The 25092-nt window shown below is 72.6% G+C and carries 18 protein-coding genes; 14 read left to right on the top strand and 4 right to left on the bottom strand.

The genetic code is table 11. From position 1 onward, the window contains the following. Positions 1-96 precede the first annotated feature (96 nt). Genes Afe05nite_RS13850 through Afe05nite_RS13830 form a run of 5 tightly spaced genes read left to right on the top strand, consistent with a single transcriptional unit; the run spans position 97 to position 10517 of the window. Positions 97-3804 carry a DUF4132 domain-containing protein gene (locus Afe05nite_RS13850; protein WP_239117802.1) on the top strand — a complete coding sequence of 1236 codons (3708 nt, stop codon included), beginning with the start codon at positions 97-99 and terminating at the stop codon, positions 3802-3804. A gap of 10 nt (positions 3805-3814) precedes the next feature. Beyond that, positions 3815-4921, top strand: coding sequence for an ATP-binding protein (locus Afe05nite_RS13845; RefSeq protein ID WP_203817473.1), 1107 nt, complete (start codon positions 3815-3817; stop codon positions 4919-4921). Between the two features lie 3 nt (positions 4922-4924). Next, complete coding sequence (locus tag Afe05nite_RS43735; RefSeq protein WP_239117801.1) at positions 4925-7393, top strand: DUF5682 family protein; 2469 nt, start codon at positions 4925-4927, stop codon at positions 7391-7393. Next, the gene (locus Afe05nite_RS13835; protein WP_203817472.1) at positions 7390-8514 is read left to right on the top strand and encodes a VWA domain-containing protein; all 1125 of its coding nucleotides are present in this window, start codon (positions 7390-7392) and stop codon (positions 8512-8514) included. The genes Afe05nite_RS43735 and Afe05nite_RS13835 overlap by 4 nt, the downstream gene beginning before the upstream one ends. Then, positions 8511-10517 (top strand): YehQ family protein, encoded by a 2007-nt coding sequence (locus Afe05nite_RS13830; protein WP_203817471.1) that lies wholly within the window; start codon positions 8511-8513, stop codon positions 10515-10517. Before Afe05nite_RS13835 ends, Afe05nite_RS13830 begins: the two co-directional genes overlap by 4 nt. A 10-nt stretch (positions 10518-10527) precedes the next feature. On the opposite strand, the gene Afe05nite_RS13825 is transcribed toward Afe05nite_RS13830, so the two are convergent. Both Afe05nite_RS13825 and Afe05nite_RS13820 read right to left on the bottom strand, forming a co-directional pair. Further along, on the bottom strand, positions 10528-10707 hold the full coding sequence (locus Afe05nite_RS13825; RefSeq protein ID WP_203817470.1) for a Flp family type IVb pilin: 180 nt from the start codon (positions 10705-10707) through the stop codon (positions 10528-10530). Between the two features lie 36 nt (positions 10708-10743). Further along, positions 10744-11685, bottom strand: coding sequence for a LysR family transcriptional regulator (locus Afe05nite_RS13820; protein WP_239117800.1), 942 nt, complete (start codon positions 11683-11685; stop codon positions 10744-10746). Between the two features lie 81 nt (positions 11686-11766). Between Afe05nite_RS13820 and Afe05nite_RS13815 the strand changes: the two genes are divergently transcribed. After that, a complete protein-coding gene (locus tag Afe05nite_RS13815) occupies positions 11767-12702 on the top strand; it encodes an FAD-dependent oxidoreductase (RefSeq protein ID WP_203817469.1) in 936 nt (311 codons plus the stop codon). A 28-nt stretch (positions 12703-12730) separates the two neighbouring features. Here the strand turns inward: Afe05nite_RS13815 and Afe05nite_RS13810 are convergent, their stop codons facing one another. Then, entirely contained in the window at positions 12731-13177 is a 447-nt protein-coding gene (locus Afe05nite_RS13810) for a MarR family winged helix-turn-helix transcriptional regulator (protein WP_203817468.1), read from the bottom strand. Positions 13178-13268: 91 nt separating this feature from the next. On the opposite strand from Afe05nite_RS13810, the gene Afe05nite_RS13805 reads away from it, so the two are divergent. The 5 genes from Afe05nite_RS13805 (at position 13269) to Afe05nite_RS13785 (ending at position 19102) form a co-directional block, all read left to right on the top strand. Beyond that, positions 13269-14231, top strand: coding sequence for a quinone oxidoreductase family protein (locus tag Afe05nite_RS13805; RefSeq protein WP_203817467.1), 963 nt, complete (start codon positions 13269-13271; stop codon positions 14229-14231). A 171-nt stretch (positions 14232-14402) separates the two neighbouring features. Next, positions 14403-15578 carry an alginate lyase family protein gene (locus tag Afe05nite_RS13800; protein WP_239117799.1) on the top strand — a complete coding sequence of 392 codons (1176 nt, stop codon included), beginning with the start codon at positions 14403-14405 and terminating at the stop codon, positions 15576-15578. A 29-nt stretch (positions 15579-15607) separates the two neighbouring features. Then, positions 15608-17773, top strand: coding sequence for a pectate lyase-like domain-containing protein (locus Afe05nite_RS13795; protein WP_438868159.1), 2166 nt, complete (start codon positions 15608-15610; stop codon positions 17771-17773). Positions 17774-17870: 97 nt separating this feature from the next. Next, on the top strand, positions 17871-18440 hold the full coding sequence (locus Afe05nite_RS13790; protein ID WP_203817465.1) for a TetR/AcrR family transcriptional regulator: 570 nt from the start codon (positions 17871-17873) through the stop codon (positions 18438-18440). Then, complete coding sequence (locus tag Afe05nite_RS13785) at positions 18437-19102, top strand: lysophospholipid acyltransferase family protein (protein ID WP_307835633.1); 666 nt, start codon at positions 18437-18439, stop codon at positions 19100-19102. The genes Afe05nite_RS13790 and Afe05nite_RS13785 overlap by 4 nt, the downstream gene beginning before the upstream one ends. Here the strand turns inward: Afe05nite_RS13785 and Afe05nite_RS13780 are convergent. Continuing rightward, positions 19080-20096, bottom strand: coding sequence for a DUF4037 domain-containing protein (locus Afe05nite_RS13780; RefSeq protein WP_203817464.1), 1017 nt, complete (start codon positions 20094-20096; stop codon positions 19080-19082). The two genes, Afe05nite_RS13785 and Afe05nite_RS13780, sit on opposite strands and share 23 nt — an antisense overlap. Before the next feature lie 127 nt (positions 20097-20223). On the opposite strand from Afe05nite_RS13780, the gene Afe05nite_RS13775 reads away from it, so the two are divergent. Genes Afe05nite_RS13775 through Afe05nite_RS13765 form a run of 3 tightly spaced genes read left to right on the top strand, consistent with a single transcriptional unit; the run spans position 20224 to position 25091 of the window. After that, positions 20224-21654: a hypothetical protein gene (locus Afe05nite_RS13775; RefSeq protein WP_203817463.1), complete on the top strand. Its 1431-nt coding sequence runs from the start codon at positions 20224-20226 to the stop codon at positions 21652-21654. A gap of 48 nt (positions 21655-21702) precedes the next feature. Then, the gene (locus tag Afe05nite_RS13770; RefSeq protein WP_203817462.1) at positions 21703-22485 is read left to right on the top strand and encodes an FAD binding domain-containing protein; all 783 of its coding nucleotides are present in this window, start codon (positions 21703-21705) and stop codon (positions 22483-22485) included. Then, positions 22482-25091, top strand: a complete 2610-nt coding sequence (locus Afe05nite_RS13765) for a molybdopterin-dependent oxidoreductase (protein WP_203817461.1) — start codon at positions 22482-22484, stop codon at positions 25089-25091. Before Afe05nite_RS13770 ends, Afe05nite_RS13765 begins: the two co-directional genes overlap by 4 nt. Position 25092: the final 1 nt, after the last annotated feature.

Below are 25092 nucleotides of genomic sequence, written 5' to 3'. Positions count from 1 at the left end.
GGCCTCAGACCCTGGGTTTCCGCAAGATCCCCGGCTGATTGCATGCAACTTGGGTTTCCAGATTTTTGTCGTAGGGCCGGGCTAACCTTCCGGGCCATGCGGAGCTTCGAGTTCGTTGAGGGCACGTCGGCCAAGTTCTGGGCGATCCGGCGCGACGGCGCCGAGGTCACGGTCCGGTGGGGCCGCGTCGGCACCACCGGCCAGACCAAGAGCAAGACCTTCACCGACGACTCACTCGCGGCCGCACACGAGCTCAAGCTCATCACCGAGAAGACCAAGAAGGGGTACGCGGAGGTCAGCGACCCGACCGCGGCGATGGCCGTGCCCGCTCCGTCGCCCACGCCGGCTTCCGCGACACCCACCCCGGTTGCCGCGGCTTCGGCCCCGGCCACTCCTTCCCCGGCCCCGGCTGCCCCGCCGACCCCGGCTTCGGCTGCCCCGGCTTCGGCTTCGGCTTCGGCTTCGGCTTCGGCTGACGAGGACACCTTCGCGGTGCCCGCGAGTTGGTACCGGCATCGGCACGCCCGCCGCACCAGCGCCGGCCTCGGGCCCTTCACCCCCGACGCCAAGGCCCGCCGGACCGTCGACGAGGAGATCGCCCGGGTCCCGCACCAGGCGCGCCGGCTTCTCGAGGCCGACGGCACCGACCCCGACCTGCGCACAGCCGGCCTGGCCTGGCTCGACGGCGATCCCCATGGGTCCGCGGCGGGTGCCGCCGCGGTGGCGATCACGGCCTCGCTGGGCCGGTGGGGTGAGGAGGGCCGGGCGGCCGCCTTCGCCGACGTGTGGATCGCCGAGCGTGGCCTGCTGTTCGCGGTGGAGGCCGCCGCCATCGCCATGGGCCTGCGCATCGGTGAAGCGAGCGGCGGCTCCGGCAGCCGGTCGAACTTCGCGATCCGTGCCCTCCGGCCCGGCGAGGACCGGCAGAACTGGCGGCAGGACGTGCAGATGACCGTCGCCCTGCGAGTCCGGGAGGCCCTCGCCGGCGCCCCCGAGGCCGACTACGCGTCGGCCCTCGCCCTGCTCGCCGGTTTCCGCGCCGGTCACCTCTACAGCCGGGTCGGCACCTCGCTGCTCGCGCCCGACCAGGCCGAGTGGGTCGAGCAGGACGTCGAGGCCGCGGTCACGGCCGGCGACCACTACCTCAGCTTCGCCCTGATCCACTCGGCCGGCACCGCGCGGCAGGCCGACGCCCTCGCCGACGTGGTCGGCCCGTGGTCGGCCGTCTCGACGATGGCCCCGCCGGTGACCCTCGCCGAGGGCGTCGGCCCGGCCTGCGCGCCCGCCCTGTTCCACTGGTTCGACGCCGATTCCGGCGCCGACGCCCGGCGCCGCCTCCTCGCCGTGCTGGCCGCGCTGCCGGGCGACGAGGTGATGACCGGTCTGATCGAGCGCGTCGACGCCAAATACGTGGTTCCGGCCCTGCTGGAGGCGGTCGACCGGTTCCCGCGGCGGGGCCTGCGGCTGCTCGCCGGGGCAGCCGACAAACGAGCGGTAGCCGATCTGCTGCGCGCCCACGTGCTCGCCCACACCGACCTGATCGAGGCGGTGCGCCCCGCCCTGAGTCCGGCGGCGGCGGCCCGGGTCGACGCGATCGCGGGGGCCGCCGCCTCGGTGGTCGTCGCCGACGCCGCGGCCGTGCCCGCGCTGCTCGCCGACCCGCCCTGGCAGAACCGCAAGCGGACGGCCAAGCCGGTCGTCATCAGTGGGTTGAGGTGCGACGACCGGGCGACCGTCGAGTGGCTGCCGGGCGAGCGCGACACCTGGTCGCAGAGCCACGACTCGCATCGCGCCGGCGGCAACACCGATGACTGGGCGTCGGTCGCGAAGCGCATCGTCCTTGGCCGCACCTCGTGGTACGAACCGGTCCGCTTCTTCAACGAAGCCCCGGAGTTGATCGCCCGGCCGGCTGTGACGCACTGGCGGCCCCGCGAGACCTGGGACTCCGGCAACTGGATGCGGTCGATCGCGGCCCGGTTCGAGCTGGACGCGCTGCCGGCCGTGCTCGACCTGGCCGAGCGCACCACCGACGTCGCCCAGGTGCTCCTGCCGTTCTCGGCACCGGTGATCGCGGTGCGGATGGCCGACTGGTTCGCCCGGCTCAAGAGCGTGCGCCGCATCGCGACGACCTGGCTGCTCCGGCACGCCGCCGAGGCCGCGCGGGCGCTGGTCCCGCCCGCGCTCGACAGGTCCGGCGCGCCCCGCCGAGCCGCCGAACGGGCCCTGCTCCTGCTGCACGCCAACGGCCACACCGAGACGGTCCGGGCCGCCGCCGCCGCCTACGGCCCGGCCCCGGCCGCCGCCATCGAGACCCTGCTGACGACCGACCCGCTCGACGTGCTGCCGGCCAGGGTGCCACCGGTCCCGGCGTGGGCGGTGCCCGGCCTGCTGCCCCCGGTGCGGCTGCTGGGCGACGCGGGCGCCCTGCCCGCCGACGCCGTCACCAACCTGATCACCGTCCTGGCCCTGTCCCGGGTCGACGAACCCTACGCCGGGGTCGAGATCGTCAAGGCCGCCTGCGACCCGTCGAGCCTCGCCGAGTTCGCGTGGACGGTGTTCCAGCGCTGGCAGTCCGCCGGCGCGAACGCCAAGGAGAACTGGGCGCTCGACGCGCTCGGGCTGATCGGCGACGACGAGACGGTTCGCCGGCTCACCCCGCTGATCCTGGCCTGGCCGGGCGAGGGCGGGCACGCCAAGGCGGTCACGGGTGTCGGCGTGCTCGCCGCGATCGGCTCCGACGTCGCCCTGATGCATCTGCACGGCATCGCTCAGCGGGCCAAGTTCAAGGGGCTCAAGGCAGCCGCCAACCAGAAGATGGACGAGGTCGCGGCCGGTCTCGGGCTCAGCGCCGACCAGCTGGCCGACCGCCTGGTGCCCGACCTCGGGCTCGACGCCGACGGCAGCATGCGGCTCGACTACGGCCCGCGCCAGTTCGTCGTCGGCTTCGACGAGCAGCTCCGGCCATACGTGACCGATGCCGCCGGCAAGCACCTCAAGGCCCTGCCCAAGCCGGGCGCTCGCGACGACGCCACCCGGGGTGACGCCGCCTACAAGCAGTTCGCGGGTCTGAAGAAGGACGTGCGGACGATCGCCGCCGACCAGATCCGCCGGCTGGAGCGGGCCATGGTCACCGGCCGCCGCTGGTCCGGTGCCGAGTTCCGCCAACTGTTCGTCGGTCACCCGCTGCTGTGGCACATCGTCCGGCGGCTGGTCTGGGGTCTCTACGACGAGTCCGGCCAGATGACCGAGGCGATCCGGGTCGCCGAGGACCGCTCGTTCTCCACTGTCGACGACGACGAGACCACGATCGCCGCCGACGCGATCGTCGGTGTCGCCCACCCGCTGCACCTCGCCGACGAGCTGGCCGGCTGGGCGGAGCTGTTCGCCGACTACGAGATCCTGCAGCCGTTCCCGCAGCTGGGCCGCGAGACGTTCGCGCTGACCGCGGCGGAGGCGGCGGACACCCGTTTCGCCAGGTTCGAGGGCATCACGCTGCCGACCACCAAGGTGCTGGGGCTGGAGCGGCGCGGCTGGCGGCGGGAGGAGCCGCAGGACGCCGGCATCCAGGCCGCGATGGAGCTGAAACTGTCCCCGAGCCTGGAAGTGGCGATCGAACTCGACCCCGGCATCGTCGTCGGCATGCCCACCGAGTTCGCCGAGCAGAAGCTGACCGGCATCTACGTGCACGACGGCACCGCGTACAGCAGCTGGTCGCGCGGCACTCAGGGGCACATCCCGCTCGGCGAGCTCGACCCGGTGGCGGCCTCCGAGATCATCCGCGACCTGACCGACATCACGGCCTGAGGAACTGATCATGATCGTTGAAGTGAACGAGCCGGCCGACGCCGTGCAACGCCCACCGGCGGAGGTCCGCTTCGCCGGCGAGCTGGCCCGGCTGCGCGAGGCCGACCGGGCGGCCCGGCCGCCGGGGTGGCACCTGAGCGTGCAGGCGGCCCGCCGGTTCGTGGTCGGTGATCCGGCGCTCGGCGTGAGCCGCAAGTTCGTCGGCGACCCGTCGCTCATCGACCGGGCGCTGATCACACTGGCCACCAGCCGCGGACTCATGCTCGTCGGCGAGCCCGGCACGGCCAAGTCCCTGCTGTCCGAGCTGCTGGCGGCGGCGGTCAGCGGCGATTCCACACTGACCATCCAGGGCGGCGCGGCCACCACCGAGGACCAGATCCGCTACTCGTGGAACTACGCCCTGCTCGTCGCCGAGGGGCCGTCGATGCGCTCGCTCGTGCCCGCCCCGCTGCTGCGCGGCATGCGCGAGGGCCGCACCGTCCGCTTCGAGGAGATCACCCGCTGCCCCCTGGAGGTGCAGGACTGCCTGCTCTCCCCGCTCTCCGACCGGGTCCTGGCCATCCCCGAGCTGACCGGCCCGGAGTCGATGGTGTTCGCCCGCGACGGCTTCAACGTCATCGGCACCGCGAACACCCGCGACCGCGGGGTCAACGACATGAGCTCGGCCCTCAAGCGCCGGTTCAACTTCGAGACGGTCTTCCCGATCGCCGACTTCCGCACCGAGCTGTCCCTGGTCGCCGACGAGGCGGCCAAGCTGCTGCGCCGCTCCGGGGTCACCGCCGAGCCCCGGCGCGACGTGCTGGAGGTCCTCGTCACGACATTCCGTGAGCTGCGCACCGGCGAGACCGCGCGGGGCGACTCGATGGACCGGCTGTCGGCCGTGATGAGCACCGCCGAGGCGGTGTCGGTGGCGCACGCCGTCGGGCTGCGCGGCTGGTTCCTGCGCGGCGAGGCGGGCAGCGCCGAGGACGTGGTCGCCTGCCTGGCCGGCACCGCCGCGAAGGACAACGCGGAAGACCTCGCCAAGCTGCGCCGCTACCTTGCCCAACAGGTCAGCTGGCGCGACGGCGATCAGTGGAAGGCCCTGCACCGGGCCCGGCACTTGCTCCCGGGCTGAGTCATGCCGGTCACGTTCATCGGCGTTCGCCACCACAGTCCCGCCTGCGCACGGCTGGTGGCGGAGACCATCGACGAGTTACGCCCGGCGTACGTGCTCATCGAGGGGCCGGCCGACTTCAACCCGCGCCTCGACGAGCTCACCCTGGGCCACCGCCTCCCGATCGCGATCTTCAGCAGCTACCGGGACGCCGAGCGCCGGCACGCGTCGTGGGCGCCGATGTGCGACTACTCCCCCGAGTGGACGGCCCTGACCCACGCGCGGGCGGTGGGGGCGGTGCCGCGCTTCATCGACCTGCCCGCCTGGCATCCCGCGTTCGCCGGTCTGGCCAACCGGTACGCCGACGCCGAACTGCGCTACGCCGACGTGATGACCCGCCTGTGCCGGTCGTTCGAGGTCGACAACGTCGACGTGCTGTGGGACCACCTCTTCGAGAACGCCTCCACCGACGGCCTGGCCACCCGCCTCGACACCTATTTCGACCTGGTCCGGGGCGACGCCGACCCGGGCGACTCCGACAGCGCCCGGGAGTCCTACATGTCCACCTGGGTGGCCGCCGCCGCGGCCGCCGCCGGGGACGCCCCCGTCGTCGTGGTCACCGGTGGCTTCCACCGCCCGGCCCTGGTGGCCGCCCACACCGCCGGCACGGTCCCCGGCGACGACTGGCCGGCGGTGCCCCACATGCCCGACGGGGCGATCGGCGGAAGCTTCCTGGTGCCCTATTCGTTCCGGCGACTCGACGCGTTCGACGGCTACCAGTCGGGCATGCCGTCGCCCGGCTACTACCAGGAACTCTGGGAGTCGGGCCGGCAAGGCGCCGCTCGGCACCTGGTCGAAGCCGTCGCCACCCGCCTGCGCCGACGCAAGCAGCCGGTGTCCACCGCCCACCTCATCGCGGCGCACGCCACCGCGCAGGGGCTCGCCATCGTGCGCGGCCATCCGTCGCCCGGACGCACGGACGTGCTCGACGGACTCGCTTCGGCGCTGGTCAACGAGGCTCTCGACGTACCCCTGCCGTGGTCCTCGCGGGGGATGCTCGGAGCCGGCAGCCACCCCGTCGTGGTCGAGATGGTCGCCGCGCTCAGCGGCACGCGCGTCGGGCGCCTGCACCCCACCACGCCGGCGCCGCCCCTCGTGCACGACCTCGACAGCGAGCTGGAACGCTCCGGCCTCGACGGCACCGCCGACCTCGACCTCGACCTGACCCGGGCCGAGGACCGGGTGCGCAGTCGCGTGCTGCATCGGGTGCGGGTGCTCGGCGTGCCCGGTTTCCGGCGCGATTCCGGCCCCGCCACGGGTCTCGAGCCGGTGCTGCGCGAACACTGGACCCTGCGCCCCTCGACCGACCGCCTCAGCGCGGTGATCGAGGCCGGGGCCTACGGCGCCACGCTGGCCGACGCCGCCGCCGCGGCCCTCGCCGACCGCGCCGCCCAGGCCGGACGCGACGTGGACGCGCTGGCCACGGTGCTGTTCGACGCCGCCCTGGCCGACCTCACCGACATCTCCCAGCGCACCCTCACCGACATCGAGTCGTCCGTCGGCTCCGCCCCCGACCTCGGCCCGCTCGGCCGCACCCTGGCGATCGTCCTGACCATGTGGCGGTACGGCCACCTGTTCGGTACCGCCCGCAGCGCCACCCTGGGCGCGGTGATCGCCGCCGCCGTCCGCCGGATCCTCTGGCTGGCCGAAGGGATCCGCGGCGGCGACGCCCCCGCCGATCCGGGCCGCATCGCCGCTCTCGCCGCCACCCGCGACGCCCTGCACCACGCCGAACAGCAGCTGACCCTCAACCGCGACGCCGCCCTCGAGGTGGCCGCCCGCCTGGCCACCGACCCCGACGTGCCCCCGGACCTGCGCGGCGCCGCCTTCGGCTTCCGCTGGTCCCTGTCCCCACCGCCGACGCCCACCCCGCCGGCCCCGCCCACCACATCGGACTTGCTCTCCGCACCGCAGACGTCCGCCGTGCCTTCCACCCCCGCCGCGCGGGACACTCCCGCCGCGCGGGACACCCCCGCCGCGCCCGATCTACCCTCCACAGTGGATGCTTTTGCCGCGCTTGATGCCCCCACCGTGCCGGGCGCCGGCCGCGCGGCCGGGGTGCTTGATCCGGTTCGGGCGGTTCGGGGGGCGTTCGTGCCGCGGTCGGCCGGGGACTGGCTGGCCGGGCTGTTCGCGCTGGCCCGGGAGGAGGTGCTGGAGCATCCCGAGGTGGTGGCGTTGCTCGACGAGCTGATGTCGGGGCTGTCGGCGGACGACTTCCTGGTCGCACTGCCCGCGCTGCGGCAGGCATTCGAGTACTTCCCGCCCCGCGAGCGGGAGACCATCGCGGAGCGGCTGCTCGCGCGGCGGGGGCTCGGCGGGAGCGGGCGGCGGCTGCTGCGCGGCGGGCTCGACCCGGCGGTGGTCGCGGCCGGGATGGCCCTCGACGATCTGGTGGACGCCGTGCTGCGGCGGGAAGGGCTGGCGTCGTGACCTCTGCGGATCTGGAACGGTGGCGGCTCGTGCTCGGCGAGCCGGCGTCCGCGGCGGGTGAGCTCAGCGGCGAGGGGGCGCGGCGGGACGCGGCCCTCGACTGGCTCTACGGCCGGGACGGCGACAACGACCGGCGTGACGTGCGGCGCGGCGGCGGGCGGCACGGCGGGGACGGGCCGTCCTCGCTGACCACCGTGGACTGGCTCAACGACATCAACCAGCTCTTCCCGAAGGAGACAGTCGAGCGGTTGCAGCGCGACGCCATCGAACGCTACGAGATCACCGACCTCGTCACCGACCCCGAGGTACTCCGGACCGTCGAACCCAATCCTGGGCTGCTGCGGGCCGTACTCCAGACCAAGCACCTGATGAACCCGGAGGTTCTGCGGCTGGCCCGGCGGATCGTGGAGGCCGTGGTCCGCGACCTGATGGCGAAGATGGCAACCGAGGTGCGGGCCGCGTTCACCGGCACCCGCGCGCGCCGGCCGAGTCGGTGGAAGCAGGCGCGCGACTTCGATGTGAAGCGCACGCTGCGCGGGAACCTGGGCCACTACCGCCCGGACGAGCAGCGGCTCTACATCGAGACGGCACACTTCTTCTCCCGGAGCCGCAAACACGTCGAGCAGTGGCAGCTGATCCTGCTCGTCGACCAGTCCGGCTCGATGGTCGACTCGGTCGTCCACTCGGCGGTGACCGCCGCCTGCCTGTGGGGCCTGCCCGGGGTGCGAACCCACCTGGTCGCCTTCGACACCGACGTGGTCGACCTGACCCAGGACGTCGACGACCCGGTCGAGTTGCTGATGAAGGTCCAGCTGGGCGGGGGCACCGACATCAACCGGGCGGTACGCTATGCCGCCGGCCTGATCGAGCAGCCCCGCCGCACCATCGTCGCCCTGATCAGCGACTTCTACGAGGGCGGCGCCGAGACCGGCCTGGTCCGCTCGGTCCGCGAACTGGTCGAGCAGGGTTCGAAGGTCCTGTGCCTGGCCGCCCTGGACGAGCAGGCCAATCCGGTCTACGACCGCGAGATGGGCCAGCGCCTCGCCGACGTGGGCGCCGCGGTCGGCGCGATGACACCGGGGCAGCTCGCCGAGTTCGTGGCCGAGCAGGTGACCCGATGAGACCCGACCTGCTCGCGCTGACCCCCGACACGCTTGCCGAACTGACCAACCGCGGCCTGGTGAAGCGCGCGCTCAAGGAGTTGGACCGGGAGCCACCGACCCTGACCGAGGACCCCGACGGCACCGTCCACGCCACCACCCCCGACGGCACCACCACGTCCCTGCCGGGCGGTGGGTTGGCGGCCGGCACGTGCAGCTGCGGCGCTCCCGGCGTCTGCCGCCACGTGGTCGCGCTGGTGCTGGCCTACCAGCAGTCCCCCACCGGCCCGGCTCCCACGGCGAGCACGGCTACCGATCCGGTCGGCCCGACGAATGAGGACTCGTCCGGATCGACCGAGGTGCCGAGCCACGACGAACCGGCTCCGGGGTGGTCGCCCGGGGACTTCACCGACGAGCAGCTGGTGGCCCGGATCGGGGAGCGGGCCCTCGCCGCCGCGCGTCGGGTGGCCCGGACCGGGTTTGTCGCTCGGGTGCATCGGGAGCGGCCGGGAGACCCGGTTCCGACAGTGGAACTGCCCACCGCGACGGTCCGGTTCCTGGTCCCCGGAGACCTCGGGTTCGCCCGGACCGACGCGGTCGCCGGCGTACGGGATGACGTCATCGCCCTTGCGGTCTGGGCCTTTCGGGCCGCTGACGCGCAAGCCCCGCGCGGGGCCGACGTCCAGGTGCAGGTCGGCGGGGGCGAGTCGGGCACGTCGGGGGCCGGGCTCGATCGGGCGGTCGCGCTCGCCGGGCTCGTGCTGACGGAGGGGGCCATCCACCTGGGCGACGGGCTCGGGGCCGAGGTGGCGGTGGTCGAGCGGGGGCTGGAGAGCGCGCGGTTCCGGTGGCCGCTGCTCGCTGTGGCGGATCTTGTCGGGCAGCTCGACGCCTATCGGGAGCGTAGTGCCCGCTATCGGCCGGAGGCGCTTGCCGATCAGGTGGCGGAGCTGTTCGCTCGGCATCGGGCGGTGCGGGCCGGCGGGAGCAGTCTGGTCTCGCGGGTTCTCGGTACCGACGAGGCGTCCGAGACTCCGCTCCGGCGGGCCCGGCTCGACGGGCTCGGGGCCCGGGTCTCCGCGGTCGGGGAGGAGCGGGTGGTCGACGTCTTCCTCGCGCATGCGGACAGTGCGACCGTGCTGGTGCTGCGGCGGGCGTACACGACGGAGGAAGCCGGACCACGTCTCGGCGAACGTCGCGTCGCCGGGGTGACTCTCCGCGCGCTCGCGTCGGGGGCGGTGGTGACCGAGTCGGCGTCGCGCAGCGCGAGCCGCACCGTTCGGCTCGGGGCGCGGCGGCTGAGCCGGACCGAGGCGATGGCGACCCGGGGTTCCTGGGATGAGCTGGCGCGCTCGCTGATCGTGGCGGATCTCGGCCGGCTCGCCACCGAGTTGGCGGCGTTGCCGCCGCGCCCGATCCGGGCGCGGGTGGAGGCGGAGCTGGTGCGGGTGGTGCCGGTGGCGGAGGTGCTGTCGATCGGCTATGCGCCGGGGGCGCAGCGGCTCGACGCGGTGATCGCCGGGCCGGACGGCAGCACGGCGACGATCACCGCCACCCACGCGGCGTGCGCGCCGGGGCGGCTCGACGCGGTGGCCGAGGCGCTGAGCGGGGAGGTGCGGTACGTCGCGGGCAGCGTCCGGCGGGCCGGCGGCGGTGTGCTCATCGACCCGATCGGCTTCGCGGTGGACGCCGGCGTGGTGGTGCCGGATCTGGCGGCGGCCGGCGGCGGCGTAGACCCGGCGACGCCGGCCGGCGCCGGCCCCGATCCGCTCGGTCAGGCGCTGGACGAGACGTTGTCGCTGCTGTCCGAGCTCGCCCATCGCGGGCTGGCGCACACGCCGCCGACGATGGCGGGCCGGTTGACCAAGGCCGCCGAGCAGCTGGCCCGCACCGGCCTGCATCGTGCAGCCGAAGCGGTGCGGACCTTGGCCGGGCTGCTCGGGCCCGACCCCGGCGACGAGGCGGTGACTGCCTGGGTCGACGCCCACCTGCGGGTTTCGCTCACGTCCGAGCTGCGACCGTAGCGGCGCCGGGTCAGAACTTGCCGGTCAGGTTCGTGAAGACGTCGCTGAGGTGGGTGCCGAAGGCACTGACCCCGACGATGATCACAATGGCGATGAACGTGACGAGCAGGCCGTATTCCACGGCGGTCGCACCCTCGTCGTTCTGCAGCGCGGCGCGGACGTAGGCGGTGAGAATGGTCAAACGTTCCATCTGGCGGCTCCCCCGAGAGATTCGTTACGCCGGAAGTCATCGGTCCAGCACCGACAAGGTTGAGGATCCGGGCCGTTCCGTGCGGGTGCCGCTGAGTTGCTGTTCGAGAAGCGCGATCAACCTGGGAACGGCCGGGTTGGTGGTGCCGGTGGGAAAGGCGAGCGCGACGTCGACCGTGGGAACCGGATCGGTGAAACGGCGCAGGCGGACACCCGGGACCTTCAGCGCGCGGGCCCGCCCGGCGGGAACCGGGGCGATCAGCGAACCCTCGGACACGGCCCGCAGCAGTTGTTCGTCGTCGGGCTCGTGCCGCACCAGGTGGAAGCCACCGGCCGGCCACACCTGCGAGATCGTGCGGTCGAACATCCCGGGCCCGTTCTCCCGCGGCCACATCACGGCGGGAAGCCCGGCGACGGCCGGGCGGGGGATCCGGCGACGGCCGGCGAGTTGATGATCGACCGGTACGGCGAGGAGCAGCTCCTCCCGATCGACGACGACGCAGGTCAGCGACGGCTCGTCGATCGGCGGCCGGACGAAGGCCGCGTCGAGCAGACCACCGAGCAGACCGGCCACGTTCGGTGCGGTCCACCCGGTCGACGGAACGACCGCGATTGCCGGGTACGCCTCCCGGAAGGCCGACACCAGCGCGTCCACCCGGCCGCCCCGGGCCGACCGGGTGTAGGCCAGCCGCAGTTGCCCCTGGGCCGCGGCGGCGATCCGGGCGGCCGCCGCGTCGGCCTCGGCGAGCAGTCGCGCGGTCTCGGCCGCGACCAGCGCGCCGACCGCGGTGAGGGTGCAGCCTCGGGCGTGCCGCTCGAGCAGGGGTGCGCCGAGTTGCCGTTCGAGCGCCCGGATCTGCTGACTGAGCGCCGGCTGGGTGAGGTGCAGGCGGGCCGCGGCCCGGGTGAAGTGCAGCTCGGCGGCCAGCACATGGAACGACCGCAGCCGATCGAGGTCGATCCCGGAGAGGCGCGCCACCCTCGCATCATAAGCGTCGCTTATCGTCGGGGCGGCACTGGCGATTGGCCGCGGCGGCCGGTCTGACCGCAGGATCGAGGCATGACCGAGGTGATCGTGGTGGGCGGCGGAGTGATCGGCTTGACCATCGCCGTGCGGCTGCTGGAGCGGGGCGCACGCGTGACCGTACGGTCGGCCGACGCCCCGGCCGACACGGTGTCGGCGGTGGCGGCGGCCGCGTGGTACCCGGTCCACATCGCCGAGAATCCCCGGGTCGCGGCGTGGGCCGCCGACACCTACCGGGAGTTCCGTCGCCAGCTCGACGCCGGTGTCCCGGGCCTGCTGCTCCGCCCGACCCGCAACCTGCTGCGCACCCCGATTCCGGCGCTCCCCTGGTGGGCCGGCGGCGCCGACGGGGTCGAACTCCGCGCCGGCTCCCACCCATACGCCCAAGAATTGCGCTTTCTCGCCCCGCTCGCCGAGATGGACGTCTATCTGGGTTGGCTGGCGGACCGGGTGGCGGCGGCCGGCGGCCGGATCGAACGGCGACGCGTGCCGTCGTTGTCGCAGGTGGAGGCCGATGTCGTGGTGAACGCGACCGGGTTGGCCGCTCGACAGCTGGCGGCCGACCCCCGGGTGCATCCGGCGCGCGGCCACATCGTGCTGGTCACCAACCCGGGCCTCACCGCGACGGTCCGGGACCCGCAGAACCCGGCGGGCAGCACCTATGTGCACCCGCGCTCCGCCGACGTCGTGCTGGGCGGCACGTTCGAGGCGGGTCGCGGCGATCTCGAACCCGACCCGGCGCAGGCCGCCGCGATCGTCCGGCGCTGCACCGCGCTGGTGCCGGAGCTGGCCGGGGCGCGCGTCCTCGCCGAGCGGATCGGCCTGCGGCCGTGCCGCGACGGCGGCCCGAGGGTGGAGATCGATCCCGCCGACCCCCGGCTGATCCACGCGTACGGCCACGGTGGCGCCGGCATGACCCTGTCCTGGGGTTGCGCCGACGAGGTGGCGAACCTGGCCCTGAACCGAGGCTGACCCCACCCGGCCGTGGCGGTGTCCCGCGTCAGACGGTGTCGAAGAGGTCGACGCCCTCGGCCTCGGCCTTGGCGATCAGGAGCCGGCCGACCAGCGCGGTCAGCTCCGCGCGGGCGGCCGGCGGGAGCAGACCGACCAGGGCGGTCACGTCGGTCTCGAAGTCGGCCGCCACCTGCGCCGCCATCTCCCGGGCCCGGTCGGTCAGCTCGACAAGCGAGGAACGGCGGTCGGTCGGCGACGGGACCCGGGTGACCAGGCCGCGCCGTTCGGCCCGGTCGACCAGCCCGGTGACGCTCGACTTGTCCAGGGCGAGGAGGCGGGCCAGTTCCTGCATGGTCGGCCGGCGATCGCGCAGCACACCGAGCAGGCGGGTCTGGATCAGGGAGACGTCGTGCTCGGCCGCGCGGCGCTCGAGGGTGCCCTGGATCAGGAAGGAGAGCTGGGCGAGGCCGTCGACGGTGCTGATCTGTGCCATGGGCGGAGCCTACTTGATTTAGTACGTGCCACCAACTATCTTAGTTTGTGTCACGTACTAAACCGGAAGCCAGCACCTCGCAGGAGCCACCATGAAGATGAACGCCGCCGTCGTCACCTCGTTCGACGAGCCGCCGCACCACCTGCCGTTCGACGTGCCCGAGCCGGACGACGGCCAGACGCTGGTCGACGTGCTCGCGGTCGGCCTGCACCCGCGGGTCCGCACCGGCGCGACCGGCAAGCACTACACGAGCAGCGGCACGCTGCCGATGATCCCGGGCATCGACGGCGTCGGCCGCCGCCCCGACGGCAAGCTGGTCTACTTCGTGGCCGACGACGACGTCATCGGGACCATGGCGGAGAAGGCCGCGGTCGACCGGCGCCGCATGGTGGAGCTGCCCGATCACGTCGACGTGGCCCGGGTGGCCGCGGCCATGAACCCGGCCATGTCGTCGTGGGTCGCGCTGCGTCGCCGGGTGCCGATCCAGCCCGGTCAGAGCGTGCTGGTGCTCGGCGCCACCGGAAACGCCGGGGCGATGGCCCTGCAGGTGGCCAAGCGCCTCGGGGCCGGCCGCGTGGTCGGGGCCGGCCGCGACGTCGCTCGACTGAAGACCCTGGACGCCGACCAGACCGTCGCGCTGGGCGACGGCCCCGACGCGCTCGCCGACGCCGCCGCCGAGGTCGACCTCGTGCTCGACTACCTCTGGGGCAAGCCCGCCGCCGAGGCCATGATGGCGCTGCTCACGGCCCGGTCGGACCGGAGCCGGCAGCTCGACTGGATCCAGCTCGGCTCGATCGCCGGCCCCACCATCGAGCTGCCCTCCGTGGCGCTGCGCTCGGCGAACTTCCGCATCCAGGGAAACGGCCAGGGCGCCGTGTCCCCCCGCGCCTACCTGGCCGAGCTCCCCGCCCTGGTCGAGGAGATCGACGCGGACCGCATCAGCGCGACGCCGCGCGTCGTGCCACTGGCCGACGTGGAGTCGGCGTGGGCCGAGCCGGACGTTCCGGGCGAGCGAGTGGTGCTGACCCCGCGGGAGCCGAGCCGCTCGTCCTGAATGAGGGTTTTGGGGGCCACCGGAACCGGTTTCGGGTGCGAGAGCGCTCTCTTGTTCCGGAACTCTTAAGAGAGTTTTAAGTCGGTCAATGTGGGGTTGACCGGGCACTCGACGTCGGGGAACTGTAAACCCACTTTCCGGTTTCCCGATCCCCCACCCGGGAGCATCCCCATGCGCAAACGCGCACTTTCAGCGGCTTTCACGGCTTTGGTCGCGGTCGGTGGCGCCTTCGGCGTCCGCCTCGCGACGGCCGACGCCGCGCCGATCAGTTTCAGTCATCCCGGCGTGCTTGTCAGCCGCGCTCAGCTCGACTTCGTGAAGAGCCGGGTCGCGGCTCGGGCGGCCCCCTGGACGGCCGCCTACCACCAGATGATGGCCAGCTCGTACGCGTCGCTCTCGCGCACCCCCAAGCCGCGAGCGACCGTCGAGTGCGGCTCCTACTCCAACCCGAACAACGGCTGCACGGAGGAACGCGAGGACGCGATCGCGGCCTACACCGACGCGCTGGCCTGGTATCTCACCGGCAACGCGGCCTACGCGCAGAAGTCGATCGCGCTGATGGACGCGTGGTCGGCCACCATCAAGGCGCACACCAACAGCAACGGTCCGCTGCAGACCGGCTGGGCCGGATCGGTCTGGCCGCGCGCCGCCGAGATCATCAAGTACACCTGGTCCAGCTGGCCGAACGCGGCCCGGTTCGCCACCATGCTGCGCACCGTCTATCTCCCGACGGTGATCGTGGGCAGCTCCAGCAACGGCAACTGGGAGCTGTCGATGATGGAGGCCGCCGTCGGGATCTCGGTGTTCCTCGACGACCGGGCGAGCTACGACCGGGCCGTCACCCGGTTCAAGGCGCGGGCCGCCTCCTACATCTACCTCTCCGCGGACGGCTCGCAGCCGAAATATCCGCCGGCCGGCAGCATCGACACGACCGCCGAGCTGATCAACTTCTGGCAGGGGCAGAGCACCTTCGTCGACGGGCTCACCCAGGAGACCTGCCGCGACTTCGTGCACACCGGCTACGGCCTCTCGGCGATCAGCCACGTCGCGGAGACGACCCGCATCCAGGGCGAAGACCTCTGGCCGTCGCTGCAGGACCGGATGCGGCAGGCCTTCGGTCTGCACACGAAGCTCGAGAACGGTACGGCCGTACCGGCCACCCTCTGCGGCGGCAAGGTGACCAAGGGCCTCGGTCCGGTTTCCGAGGTCGCCTTCAACGCGCTGCACAACCGTCTCGGCATCGCGATGACGAACTCGCAGCAGTTCACCGAGTCGCGCCGCCCCCAGGGGTCGAACAACCTCTTCGTCGCCTGGGAAACCCTTACCCACGCCAACAATCCGGCCTGAGGAGCACGATCGTGAAATCTCGCAAACTGATGGCCGGCGCGGTCGTTGCCGTGGCGGTCGGCGCGCTCGGAATCATCGGCATAACCAATGCCTTCGCCGCTTCGTCGGGCACCCTGGTCTCGGCGGCCAACAGCAAGTGTCTCGACGTCACCGACGGGTCGACGACCAACGGGAACCAGCCGCAGATGTGGTCGTGCACCAGCGGCAACCAGAACCAGACGTGGACGCTCGCCGACAACGGTTCCGTGCAGGGGCGCGGAAAGTGCCTGGACGTCGCCAACAACTCGACGGCCAACGGCGCGGTCATTCACCTGTGGGACTGCTACGACACCGTGGCCACCCAGAAATGGACGCTGACCGCCGCCAAGGACCTGGTCAACACCGCGTCCGGCAAGTGCCTCGACATCAAGGACAACAACCTAGCCGACGGCGCCAAGCTGCAGCTCTGGGACTGCTCCGGCACGGCGAATCAGAAGTGGACGTTCTCCGGCGGCTCGACGCCGCCCACGACGCCGCCGACCACGGTGCCGAGCAACCCCAACAACCCGGACCTCGGCCCCAACGTCACCGTCTTCGACCCCTCGATGTCGGCGTCGAGCATCCAGAACAAGCTGAACAGCGTCTTCAACGCGCAGGTCAGCAACCAGTTCGGCAACGCGCGCTACGCCCTGCTGTTCAAGCCGGGCAGCTACAACGTCGACGCCAACGTCGGCTTCTTCACCCAGGTCGCCGGCCTCGGCCTGTCCCCCGACCAGGTGAACATCAACGGTCACGTGCACGTCGAGGCGGACTGGTGGCCGGACGGCTCGCAGAACGCCACGCAGAACTTCTGGCGCTCGGCCGAGGGCCTGTCGGTGACCCCCGCCGACGGCCTGGATCGCTGGGCGGTGTCCCAGGCCGCTCCGTACCGTCGCATGCACGTGCGCGGCAACCTGGCCCTGTCCGACGGCGGCTGGTCGTCCGGCGGCTTCATCGCCGACTCGAAGATCGACGGGCAGATCCAGTCCGGCTCGCAGCAGCAGTTCCTCACCCGGAACTCGCAGATGGGCAGTTGGAACGGCGCCAACTGGAACCAGGTGTTCGTCGGCAGCCCGGGCGCGCCGGCCCAGAGCTTCCCGTCCCCGCCGTACACCACCATCGGCTCGTCGCCGGTCGTCGCCGAGAAGCCCTACCTGTACGTCGACGGTGCCGGCGCCTACCAGGTGTTCGTGCCCGCCGTACGCACCAACGCGAGCGGCACCACCTGGGCGGCCGGCAACCCGGCCGGGACATCGCTGCCGATCAGCACGTTCTACGTCGTCAAGTCCGGGGACACCGCGTCCACGATCAACGCGGCCCTCGCGGCCGGTAAGAACCTGCTCGTCACCCCGGGTGTCTACCACCTCAACCAGACACTGAACGTGACCCGGGCCGGCACCGTCATCCTCGGACTGGGCCTCGCCACCTTCCAGCCCGACGGCGGCGTCGACGCCATCCACGTCGCCGACGTCGACGGGGTGCGGCTCGCCGGCGTGCTCCTCGACGCCGGCACCACCAACTCGAACATCCTGCTCCAGGTCGGCCCGGCCGGCTCGACCGCGTCGCACGCCGCCAACCCGACGGTGCTGTCCGACGTGTTCGTGCGGATCGGTGGCGCGGTCGCCGGCAAGGCGACCACGAGCGTCGAGGTGAACAGCAGCAACGTGATCGGCGACCACGCCTGGATCTGGCGGGCCGACCACGGCGTCGGCACCGACACGGTCGGCTGGACCTACAACCCGGCCAGGACCGGCCTTGTCGTGAACGGTCAGAACGTCACGTTCTACGGCCTGTTCGTCGAGCATTACCAGCAATACCAGACGATCTGGAACGGCAACGGCGGGCGCACCTACTTCTACCAGAACGAGATGCCGTACGACCCGCCGAACCAGGCCGCCTACATGAACGGTTCCACCCAGGGCTGGGCCGCTTACAAGGTGGCCGATTCGGTGACGAGTCATGAGGCGTGGGGGTTGGGCAGCTACGCCTTCTTCAACGTCAATCCGTCGATCGTCAACGCCCGGGCCTTCGAGGTTCCGGCCACCTCCGGCGTCAAGTTCCACGACATGGTGACCGTCTCGCTCGGCGGCAACGGCACGATCAGCCACGTCATCAACAACACCGGCGCGGCGGTCAACAGCGGCCACCAGGTGACGAGCATCGTCAGCGGTCCGTAAGCCATCCTCCCACCAGCCCGGCCCGGTCGTCGCGAGACGGCCGGGCCGGGTGTCTGGTGAGTAGACAGTGTCTACTCCCCTCTGGTAGACACTGTCTATGCCTTCCGGAGAGCTCGAACGGCGGCTCGTGGCGGCCGGCGTCGAACTGCTCGCCGAAGCCGGCACGGACGCCCTGTCACTGCGCGAGATCGCCCGCCGGGCCGGCGTTTCGCACGGCGCTCCCCGCCGCTATTTCCCGACTCGTCAGGCGCTCCTCGCGGCCATCGCGCGAGAGGGTTATCGGGCGCTCGGCGAGCTCGTCGAAGCGACCATCGGGGACCACGCCGCCGAGCCCCGGGAAGCGCTCCTCGCGCTGGGCCGGCGCTATGTCGAGTTCGCCCGGCACGAACCGGGAATGTTCGCGCTGATGTTCCGGCATGATCTGCTCACCGGTAACAACATCGGGCTCCGCGAGGAAAGTACACCCCTGTTCGGCGTACTCGTGGAAATACTGAAGCGGGCCGGCCAGGCGCGACCCACCGCCCGAGCGGGCGCCCTCTGGGCCGCCCTGCACGGCATCGCGCAGCTCTGGCATTGGGGAACGCTGCAGGTGGTGACCGGGCTCGACGATCCGGAACCGCTTCTCGTCGCCGCCGTCGAAACCCATCTCGGAAAGGTCACCGCATGATGCTCGCCGAGACTCTGCGATCCGTTATGCGCCCGGTCAGCCGGCTGGCCTTCCGTCCGGAGGTGCACGGAGCACACCATGTGCCGCGCACCGGCCCGGTCATTCTCGCCGCCAACCACTTGTCCTTCGTGGACAGTTTTTTGATTCCGCTGACCGCGCCCCGGCGGGTGTCGTTCATCGCCAAGCAGGAGTATTTCGAGCCCGGCGGGGCCAAGCAGTGGCTGACCCGCAATTTCCTGACCGGGATCGACGCCATTCCGGTGGCCCGCGGCGATTTCCGGGCCGCCCAGGAATCGCTCGAGGTGGCGCTGAGACATCTCAAGGACGGCGGCGCGTTCGGCATTCACCCGGAGGGCAGCCGCTCGCGCGACGGGCGGCTCTACCGCGGCCGCACCGGGGTCGCCTGGCTGGCCATCGCCTCGGGGGCGCCGGTGGTGCCGGTGGCGCTCATCGGCACCGAGCGCATCCAGCCGGTCGGGGCCCGCCTCCCCCGGCCGGGCAAGGTGATCGTGCACTTCGGCGCGCCGCTGCGGTTCACTCCCCCGCCGGACGGCAAGCAGGGCCCGGCCCGCCGCCGGGCCACCGACGAGATCATGGCGGCCATCGCCGCGCTGTCCGGCCAGGAGGTGGCCGCGGAGTTCAACCAGCTCTCCGCGGGATAGCGTCAGCCCCCGCCGCCCCGCGGCCCCCGCTGCTGCTGCCGCCGAGGCCGGGGCCGAGGCCGAGCATCGGGGCGGCGGCTCGGAACAGGGTGGGGTCGGACAGCAGATCGGTGTTGTCCAACGCTTGGTCGACGGTTCCGGGCAGCCGCGGGACCGTTCCATGCCGGACCCCGAAGCCTTCCAGAACGGCACGCAGCTCCGGATCGGTTATCTCGGCGGCAAGGGCAACCGTGTAGCGCTCGGCTTGTAGAACTCTGATGTCGCGTTCGTAGAACTGTCGCGGTGCCGGATCCAGCGGCGGGCCGAGGGCGAGGTCGTTGGTGGCGGCTGCGAGCACGCTTGCCGCCCTGACCAGCGCAGCCTCGCGGTCCTGCCAGGACGCCGCGCTCAGCGCCGTCGCCAGCGCCGGGCCGAGCTCGGCGGCGATCGTCAGCTCCCGGAAACCGCGGCCGAGCCATTTGGCGTACGGGGCCCAGCGGCGCGAGACGAGGAAGGCGAGCCGGACGAGTTCGCGGCTCAGTCGCGCGGCCAGGATGCGCGAGCCGAGGTCGTCGCCGGTGGAACCGGTCCGGCCGACGAACGCCTCCTCCTGGGAGATCTTGAGCCAGCCGGCCGCCAGGGCGTAGCGCCAGACGTCGTCCGGGTACCAGCCGAGCGCTTCCCGCCGCCGGGCCAGGTCGCCTCCCGGATCGTGGAAGACGGCGCCCCGGGTGAGGCTCGCCAGCAACTGCGTGGGGGTGAGCAGCCAGTCCGAGAGTGCTACATCGGTGCCGGGATCGAACCCCAACTGGGCCGTGAAGAATTCCGCAACGGTGTCGCGATCGTTGTAGAAGACTTGGACGCGCGGTCCGAAATCGTGGTCGGGCGACACCGCATCGTCGTAGCCCAGCACCTCCGAACCGGGCCCGAGCAGGGCGGCCGCATGGGGCACTCCGGCCAGACCGGGCGCCACCTCGTCGAGGTAATAGCGTCGCGCGAGCTGGATCCCGTTCATCACCCCGGACATTCTGCTCCCGGAGAGCTCCCATGCGCGTGCCCAGCCCGCGTGCCCAGCCCGCGTGGACAGCGCGAGCTCGGTCATTCGGCCCCCCGGCGGCCCGGTCCGCGGCGACCATGGAGGCATGGGTCGGCTGTTGCGTGTAGAGGCGCTCGTGCCGGTCACCGGGGTGGTGGCCTTCCTCCTGCTCTTCGGGGTGCTCGGCGGGCCCGGCGACCCGTCGCCGCAGGCCCGATGGGTGGGGCTCGGCGTGCTGCTGGCGCCGGCCTTCATGGCGTACGCCCATCGCGGCTCGGCGGCCTGGGCCGGGGTGCTCGGCGCGGTGGTGTGGACGTCCCTCGCCGGTTCCCCCGTCACGGCACTGGTCGTGTGGGCGTACGCCCTGGTCGCCATCGCCCTCACCCGCCGCGACCGGTCCCCGGTGACCGCACCGGTCCCCCGCCGGCAGCCCCCGGCCCCGCGCGGCTTGCCGCACGTGGCCCTCCCGGCCGAGGTGGCCGGCTTCGCCCTGCTGGTGCTGGCGATGGCCGGCTTCGTCGCCGTGCTCCTGGACCGGGCCGGCCCACCGAGCCTGGCCGCGGTGATCGCCGCCTTCGGGCTGGGCTGCGCGCTCGTGGCGAGGGCCGTCGCCCAGCGGGCCCACCTGCGCAAGCTTTTCGGGACGCCGCAGCCGGTGCACGCGGTGCGCGTGGTGGAGCAGCCGGGTCACGTGCATGTGCTCATGCCGGAGCCGGGTGGGCTGATGGCCCGGGAGTTCGCGTTCGACGTGGCCGAGGACGCCGCGTGGCCGGACGACGATGAGGATCCGCACACGTTGCCGGCCACGCTCTACGGCGATCCGCGGCCGGGCGCGTGGTGCGCCGTGCAGGTCGAGGGCCGGCTGCACGTGCCGGTCGGCCCGGTCGGCGAGGTGATCGAGGTGGCCTACGACGTGGTGCAGGGTCTGCCCCGCGAGATCGAGGACGACGAGGAGCAACTGGTCGACCCGGAGGCGCTGCTGCCGTCCGACCGGGTGGACGCGTTCGAGCCGCGCGAGCATCGAATCGCCCCGGCCCGCGCGTGGGGCGCCACCGTCGCGATCGGGCTGGGTGCCGCGCTGGCCGCCGCCGAGCTGGCCCAGGTGGCCGGGCTGCCGACGGCGGCGCTGGGGGTGGCGACGGCGGTGGCGGCCGCGGTCGGTTACGAGTTCGGCTGGCGCAGTCAACTGCGGCCGCGGCTGCGCTGGCACGTGGGCGGCGTGGCGGCGGTCGGCTTCCGCGGCCCGGACCGTCAGCCGTGGGCGACCGACAGCGCGGTGGTGCACGACGACGCCGGCACGGTGCTGCTGACCGCGGGCGAGTCGGTGCTGACCGTGCCGGTGCCGCCGCCGTGGCCGGGCCCGGAGAGCCAGCGCAGCGCCGATCAGTTGGTGGCGGCCCTGCGCGACGCCCGGAACCAGTCGTTCGTGATCAGCCCGCTGCCCCCGCCGCCGGACGTGCAGGTGCCGCCCCGCCCGCCGGCGCTCTACGCGGCTTGGTTGCTCTCCGTCGCGCTCACCGTGCTGATCCTGGGCTGAACAGCGCGAGAGCGAAGATCTGAAACACAACCCGCGTAGCGTACGAACGTGGATCTGAACACCGTCGCCGAAGTGATCAGCCCCGCCGGCCCCGGTCAGTGGCGTCCTGGTGACGCCTGGCTGGGCGGAGGCACGGCGCTGTTCGCCGAGCCCCGGCCGCACCTGAGCCGACTGCTCGACCTGCCCTCGGCGGGCTGGCCCGCCCTCACGCTGAGCGACGACGCCCTGGAGATCGCCGCCACCTGCACGATCGCCGAGCTGGCCGACAGCGGCTATCCGCTCGCGCGGCAGTGCTGTCAGGCGTTCCTGGCGTCGTTCAAGATCTGGAACGTCGCCACGGTCGGGGGCAATCTGTGTGCCGCCCTGCCGGCCGGCCCGATGATCTCGTTCGGCGCGGCGCTCGACGGGGTCTGCCTGATCCTGGGCCCGGACGGACCGCGCGAGGTGCCGGTGGCCGACTTCGTGACCGGCGAGGGCACCACGGTGCTCGACGACAGCGAGTTGCTGCGGTCGATCACCGTCCCGCTGTCCGCGCTGTCCGCCGCGTTCGCCTTCCGGCAGGGCTCACTGCACGAGCACGGCCGGTCGGGGGTGCTGCTGATCGGGCGGCGGACGGCGGACGGCGGCCTGGCGCTCACCGTGACGGCCGCGACGAAACGCCCCTACGTGCTGCGTTTCCGCGGCCTGCCCAACGCCGAGGTGCTGCAGATCGCGCTGAGCGAGCGCATCCCGCCCGACGCCTACGTCGGCGACGTCCACGGCCTGCCGACCTGGCGACGTCACCTGACCAGGCTCTATGCCGAGGAGATCAGGCAGGAGCTGGCCGCATGAGGATCAACGGCAGCGAGCACGACCGGGCTCCTCGCCCCGGCCAGTGCCTGCGCACCTACCTGCGCGAAGAAGGCTGCTTCGGGGTCAAGAAGGGCTGCGACACCGGCGACTGCGGGGCTTGCACCGTGCACGTGGACGGCCGGCCGGTGCACTCCTGCGTCTATCCCGCGTTCCGGGCCGCCGACAAGTCGATCACCACGGTGGAGGGGCTGGCCGGCCCGGCCGGCCGGCACCCGGTGCAGCAGGCGTTCCTCGACGCCCAGGGCTTCCAGTGCGGCTTCTGCACCGCCGGCTTGATCATGACCACGGCTGCCCTCACCGACGATCAGCGCGCCGATCTCCCCCGCTCCCTCAAGGGCAACCTCTGCCGGTGTACGGGCTATCGCGCCATCGCCGACGCGGTGGCCGGCGTGGTGAACGTGTGCGAGCCGGCCGCCGGCCCGGCGGTCGGCGCGAGCCTGGGCGCCCCGGCCGGTCCGCAGGTGGTGACCGGCACCGCGCGCTACACGTTCGACCTGGACGTGCCCGGGGTGCTGCACATGAAGGTGCTGCGCTCGACGGTCGCGCACGCGCGCATCGCCGCGATCGCCACCGAGGCCGCCCTGTCGGTTCCCGGCGTGGTGGCGGTCCTGACCCACGCCGACGACCCGGGCCGGCTCTTCTCCACCGCCCAGCACGAGAACGTCACCGAGGACCCGGCCGACACCCGGGTGCTCGACGACGTGGTCCGCTATGCCGGCCAGCGGGTCGCGGCGGTGGTAGCTACGTCGGAGGCGGCGGCCGAGGAGGGCTGCCGCGCCATCACCGTGGATTACGACCGCCTGCCCGCCGTGTTCACGCCGGCGGCCGCGATGCGGCCGGGCGCGCCGATCCTGCACGGCACCGACAGCAACGTCATCGGCGAGCTGCACGCCGAGACCGGCGACGTGGAAGCCGGTTTCGCCGAGGCCACCGCGGTCTGCGAGCGGACCTTCAGCACCGCGCGGATGCAGCACGCGAGCCTCGAGACGCACGGCGCGGTCGGCTGGCTCGACGACGACGGCCGGCTGGTGATCCGCAGCAGCACCCAGACCCCGTTCCTGACCCGGCGCGCCGTCGCGGCGCTGTTCGACCTCCCCCTGGACCGGACCAGGGTGATCGCCGGCCGGGTCGGCGGCGGTTTCGGCGGCAAGCAGGAGATGCTCGTCGAGGACCTGGTCGCGCTGGCCGTGCTCAAGCTGCGCCGGCCGGTGAAGCTGGAATACACCCGCGCCGAGCAGTTCATCGGCGCCACCACCCGGCACCCGTTCAAGGTCACGCTGAAAGCGGGGGCGCGGGCCGACGGCACCCTCACCGCACTGCGACTCGAGGCGGTGGTCGACACCGGGGCGTACGGGAATCACGGACCGGCCGTGATGTTCCACGGCTGCCACGAGTCGCTGGCCGTCTACCGGTGCGTCAACAAGCGCACCGATGCCGTCTGCGTCTACACCAACACCGTGCCGGCCGGCGCGTTCCGGGGCTACGGCCTCGGCCAGACGACGTTCGCTGTCGAGTCGGTGCTCGACGAGCTGGCCCGCATGCTCGACATCGACCCGATCACGATGCGCGAGCGCAACATCGTGCGGGCGGGCGAGCCCCTGCTGGCCCCCGGCGACCACGCCGACGACCTGTCGATCGCCAGTTACGGCCTGGACCAGTGCCTCGAGCACATCCGGGCGGCGGCCCGCACCCCGGTGCCGCCGGTGCCGGCGGGCTGGCGGGTCGGCGACGGCATGGCGATCGCGATGATCGCGGCCGGTCCGCCCGGCGGCCACTTCGCCGACGCGACCGTGACCCTGCTGCCGGACGGACGCTTCGAGCTGGCCGTGGGCACGGCCGAGTTCGGCAACGGCAGCACCACCGTGCACGCCCAGATCGCCGCCGACACGCTGCGCACCACACCCGACCGGATCACGGTGCGCCAGTCCGACACCGACGTGGTGCGGCACGACACCGGCGCCTTCGGTTCCACCGGTGTCGTGGTGGCCGGCAAGGCGGTGCTGCGGGCCACCACCACGCTGTACGAGACGCTGGTGGCCGCGGCCGGCGGACGCGAGCTGGACGAGGCCGTGCTCAAGGAGATCGCGGCCCGCGCCGGGGCACCGCTCACCGGTCAGGGCAGCTTCGACGGCACCCCCCGGTCGGTGGCGTTCAACGCGCAGTGGTTCCGGGTGGCGGTCGACCCGCGTACCGGCGAGACCCGGATCCTCGGCAGCGTGCACAGCGCCGACGCCGGCACCGTGCTGAACCCCGGGCAGCTGCGCGGCCAGATCGAGGGCGGGGTGGCGCAGGGGCTCGGCTCGGCGCTCGCCGAACACGTCGACATCGACGACGAGGGCCACGTCACCACCACCGGCTTCCGGCAATATCACCTGCCCACGTACGCCGACGTTCCGCGCACCGAGGTGCTCTTCGCCGACACCGACGACGCGATCGGCCCGCTGGGCGCCAAGTCGATGAGCGAGAGCCCGTTCAACCCGGTCGCCCCGGCCCTGGCCAACGCCTTGCGGGACGCCACCGGCGTACGCCTCACCGCCCTGCCGTTCACCCGGGACCGTGTCTGGGTCGCCCTGGACGGCGCCTGAG

Source organism: Paractinoplanes ferrugineus (assembly GCF_016862195.1).
Taxonomy (GTDB): domain Bacteria; phylum Actinomycetota; class Actinomycetes; order Mycobacteriales; family Micromonosporaceae; genus Actinoplanes; species Actinoplanes ferrugineus.
The sequence above is the reverse complement of the archived record's forward strand: the minus strand, read 5'-3'. Positions and strand labels throughout refer to the sequence as shown.

What these genes read in the sequence shown, in the direction of transcription:
- Afe05nite_RS13850 (WP_239117802.1), top strand. Translation starts at nt 97, where the DNA reads ATGCGGAGCTTCGAGTTCGTTGAGGGCACGTCGGCCAAGTTCTGGGCG.
- Afe05nite_RS13845 (WP_203817473.1), top strand. Translation starts at nt 3,815, where the DNA reads ATGATCGTTGAAGTGAACGAGCCGGCCGACGCCGTGCAACGCCCACCG.
- Afe05nite_RS43735 (WP_239117801.1), top strand. Translation starts at nt 4,925, where the DNA reads ATGCCGGTCACGTTCATCGGCGTTCGCCACCACAGTCCCGCCTGCGCA.
- Afe05nite_RS13830 (WP_203817471.1), top strand. Translation starts at nt 8,511, where the DNA reads ATGAGACCCGACCTGCTCGCGCTGACCCCCGACACGCTTGCCGAACTG.
- Afe05nite_RS13825 (WP_203817470.1), bottom strand. Translation starts at nt 10,707, where the DNA reads ATGGAACGTTTGACCATTCTCACCGCCTACGTCCGCGCCGCGCTGCAG.
- Afe05nite_RS13815 (WP_203817469.1), top strand. Translation starts at nt 11,767, where the DNA reads ATGACCGAGGTGATCGTGGTGGGCGGCGGAGTGATCGGCTTGACCATC.
- Afe05nite_RS13810 (WP_203817468.1), bottom strand. Translation starts at nt 13,177, where the DNA reads ATGGCACAGATCAGCACCGTCGACGGCCTCGCCCAGCTCTCCTTCCTG.
- Afe05nite_RS13805 (WP_203817467.1), top strand. Translation starts at nt 13,269, where the DNA reads ATGAAGATGAACGCCGCCGTCGTCACCTCGTTCGACGAGCCGCCGCAC.
- Afe05nite_RS13800 (WP_239117799.1), top strand. Translation starts at nt 14,403, where the DNA reads ATGCGCAAACGCGCACTTTCAGCGGCTTTCACGGCTTTGGTCGCGGTC.
- Afe05nite_RS13795 (WP_438868159.1), top strand. Translation starts at nt 15,608, where the DNA reads ATGGCCGGCGCGGTCGTTGCCGTGGCGGTCGGCGCGCTCGGAATCATC.
- Afe05nite_RS13790 (WP_203817465.1), top strand. Translation starts at nt 17,871, where the DNA reads ATGCCTTCCGGAGAGCTCGAACGGCGGCTCGTGGCGGCCGGCGTCGAA.
- Afe05nite_RS13785 (WP_307835633.1), top strand. Translation starts at nt 18,437, where the DNA reads ATGATGCTCGCCGAGACTCTGCGATCCGTTATGCGCCCGGTCAGCCGG.
- Afe05nite_RS13780 (WP_203817464.1), bottom strand. Translation starts at nt 20,096, where the DNA reads ATGAACGGGATCCAGCTCGCGCGACGCTATTACCTCGACGAGGTGGCG.
- Afe05nite_RS13775 (WP_203817463.1), top strand. Translation starts at nt 20,224, where the DNA reads ATGGGTCGGCTGTTGCGTGTAGAGGCGCTCGTGCCGGTCACCGGGGTG.
- Afe05nite_RS13765 (WP_203817461.1), top strand. Translation starts at nt 22,482, where the DNA reads ATGAGGATCAACGGCAGCGAGCACGACCGGGCTCCTCGCCCCGGCCAG.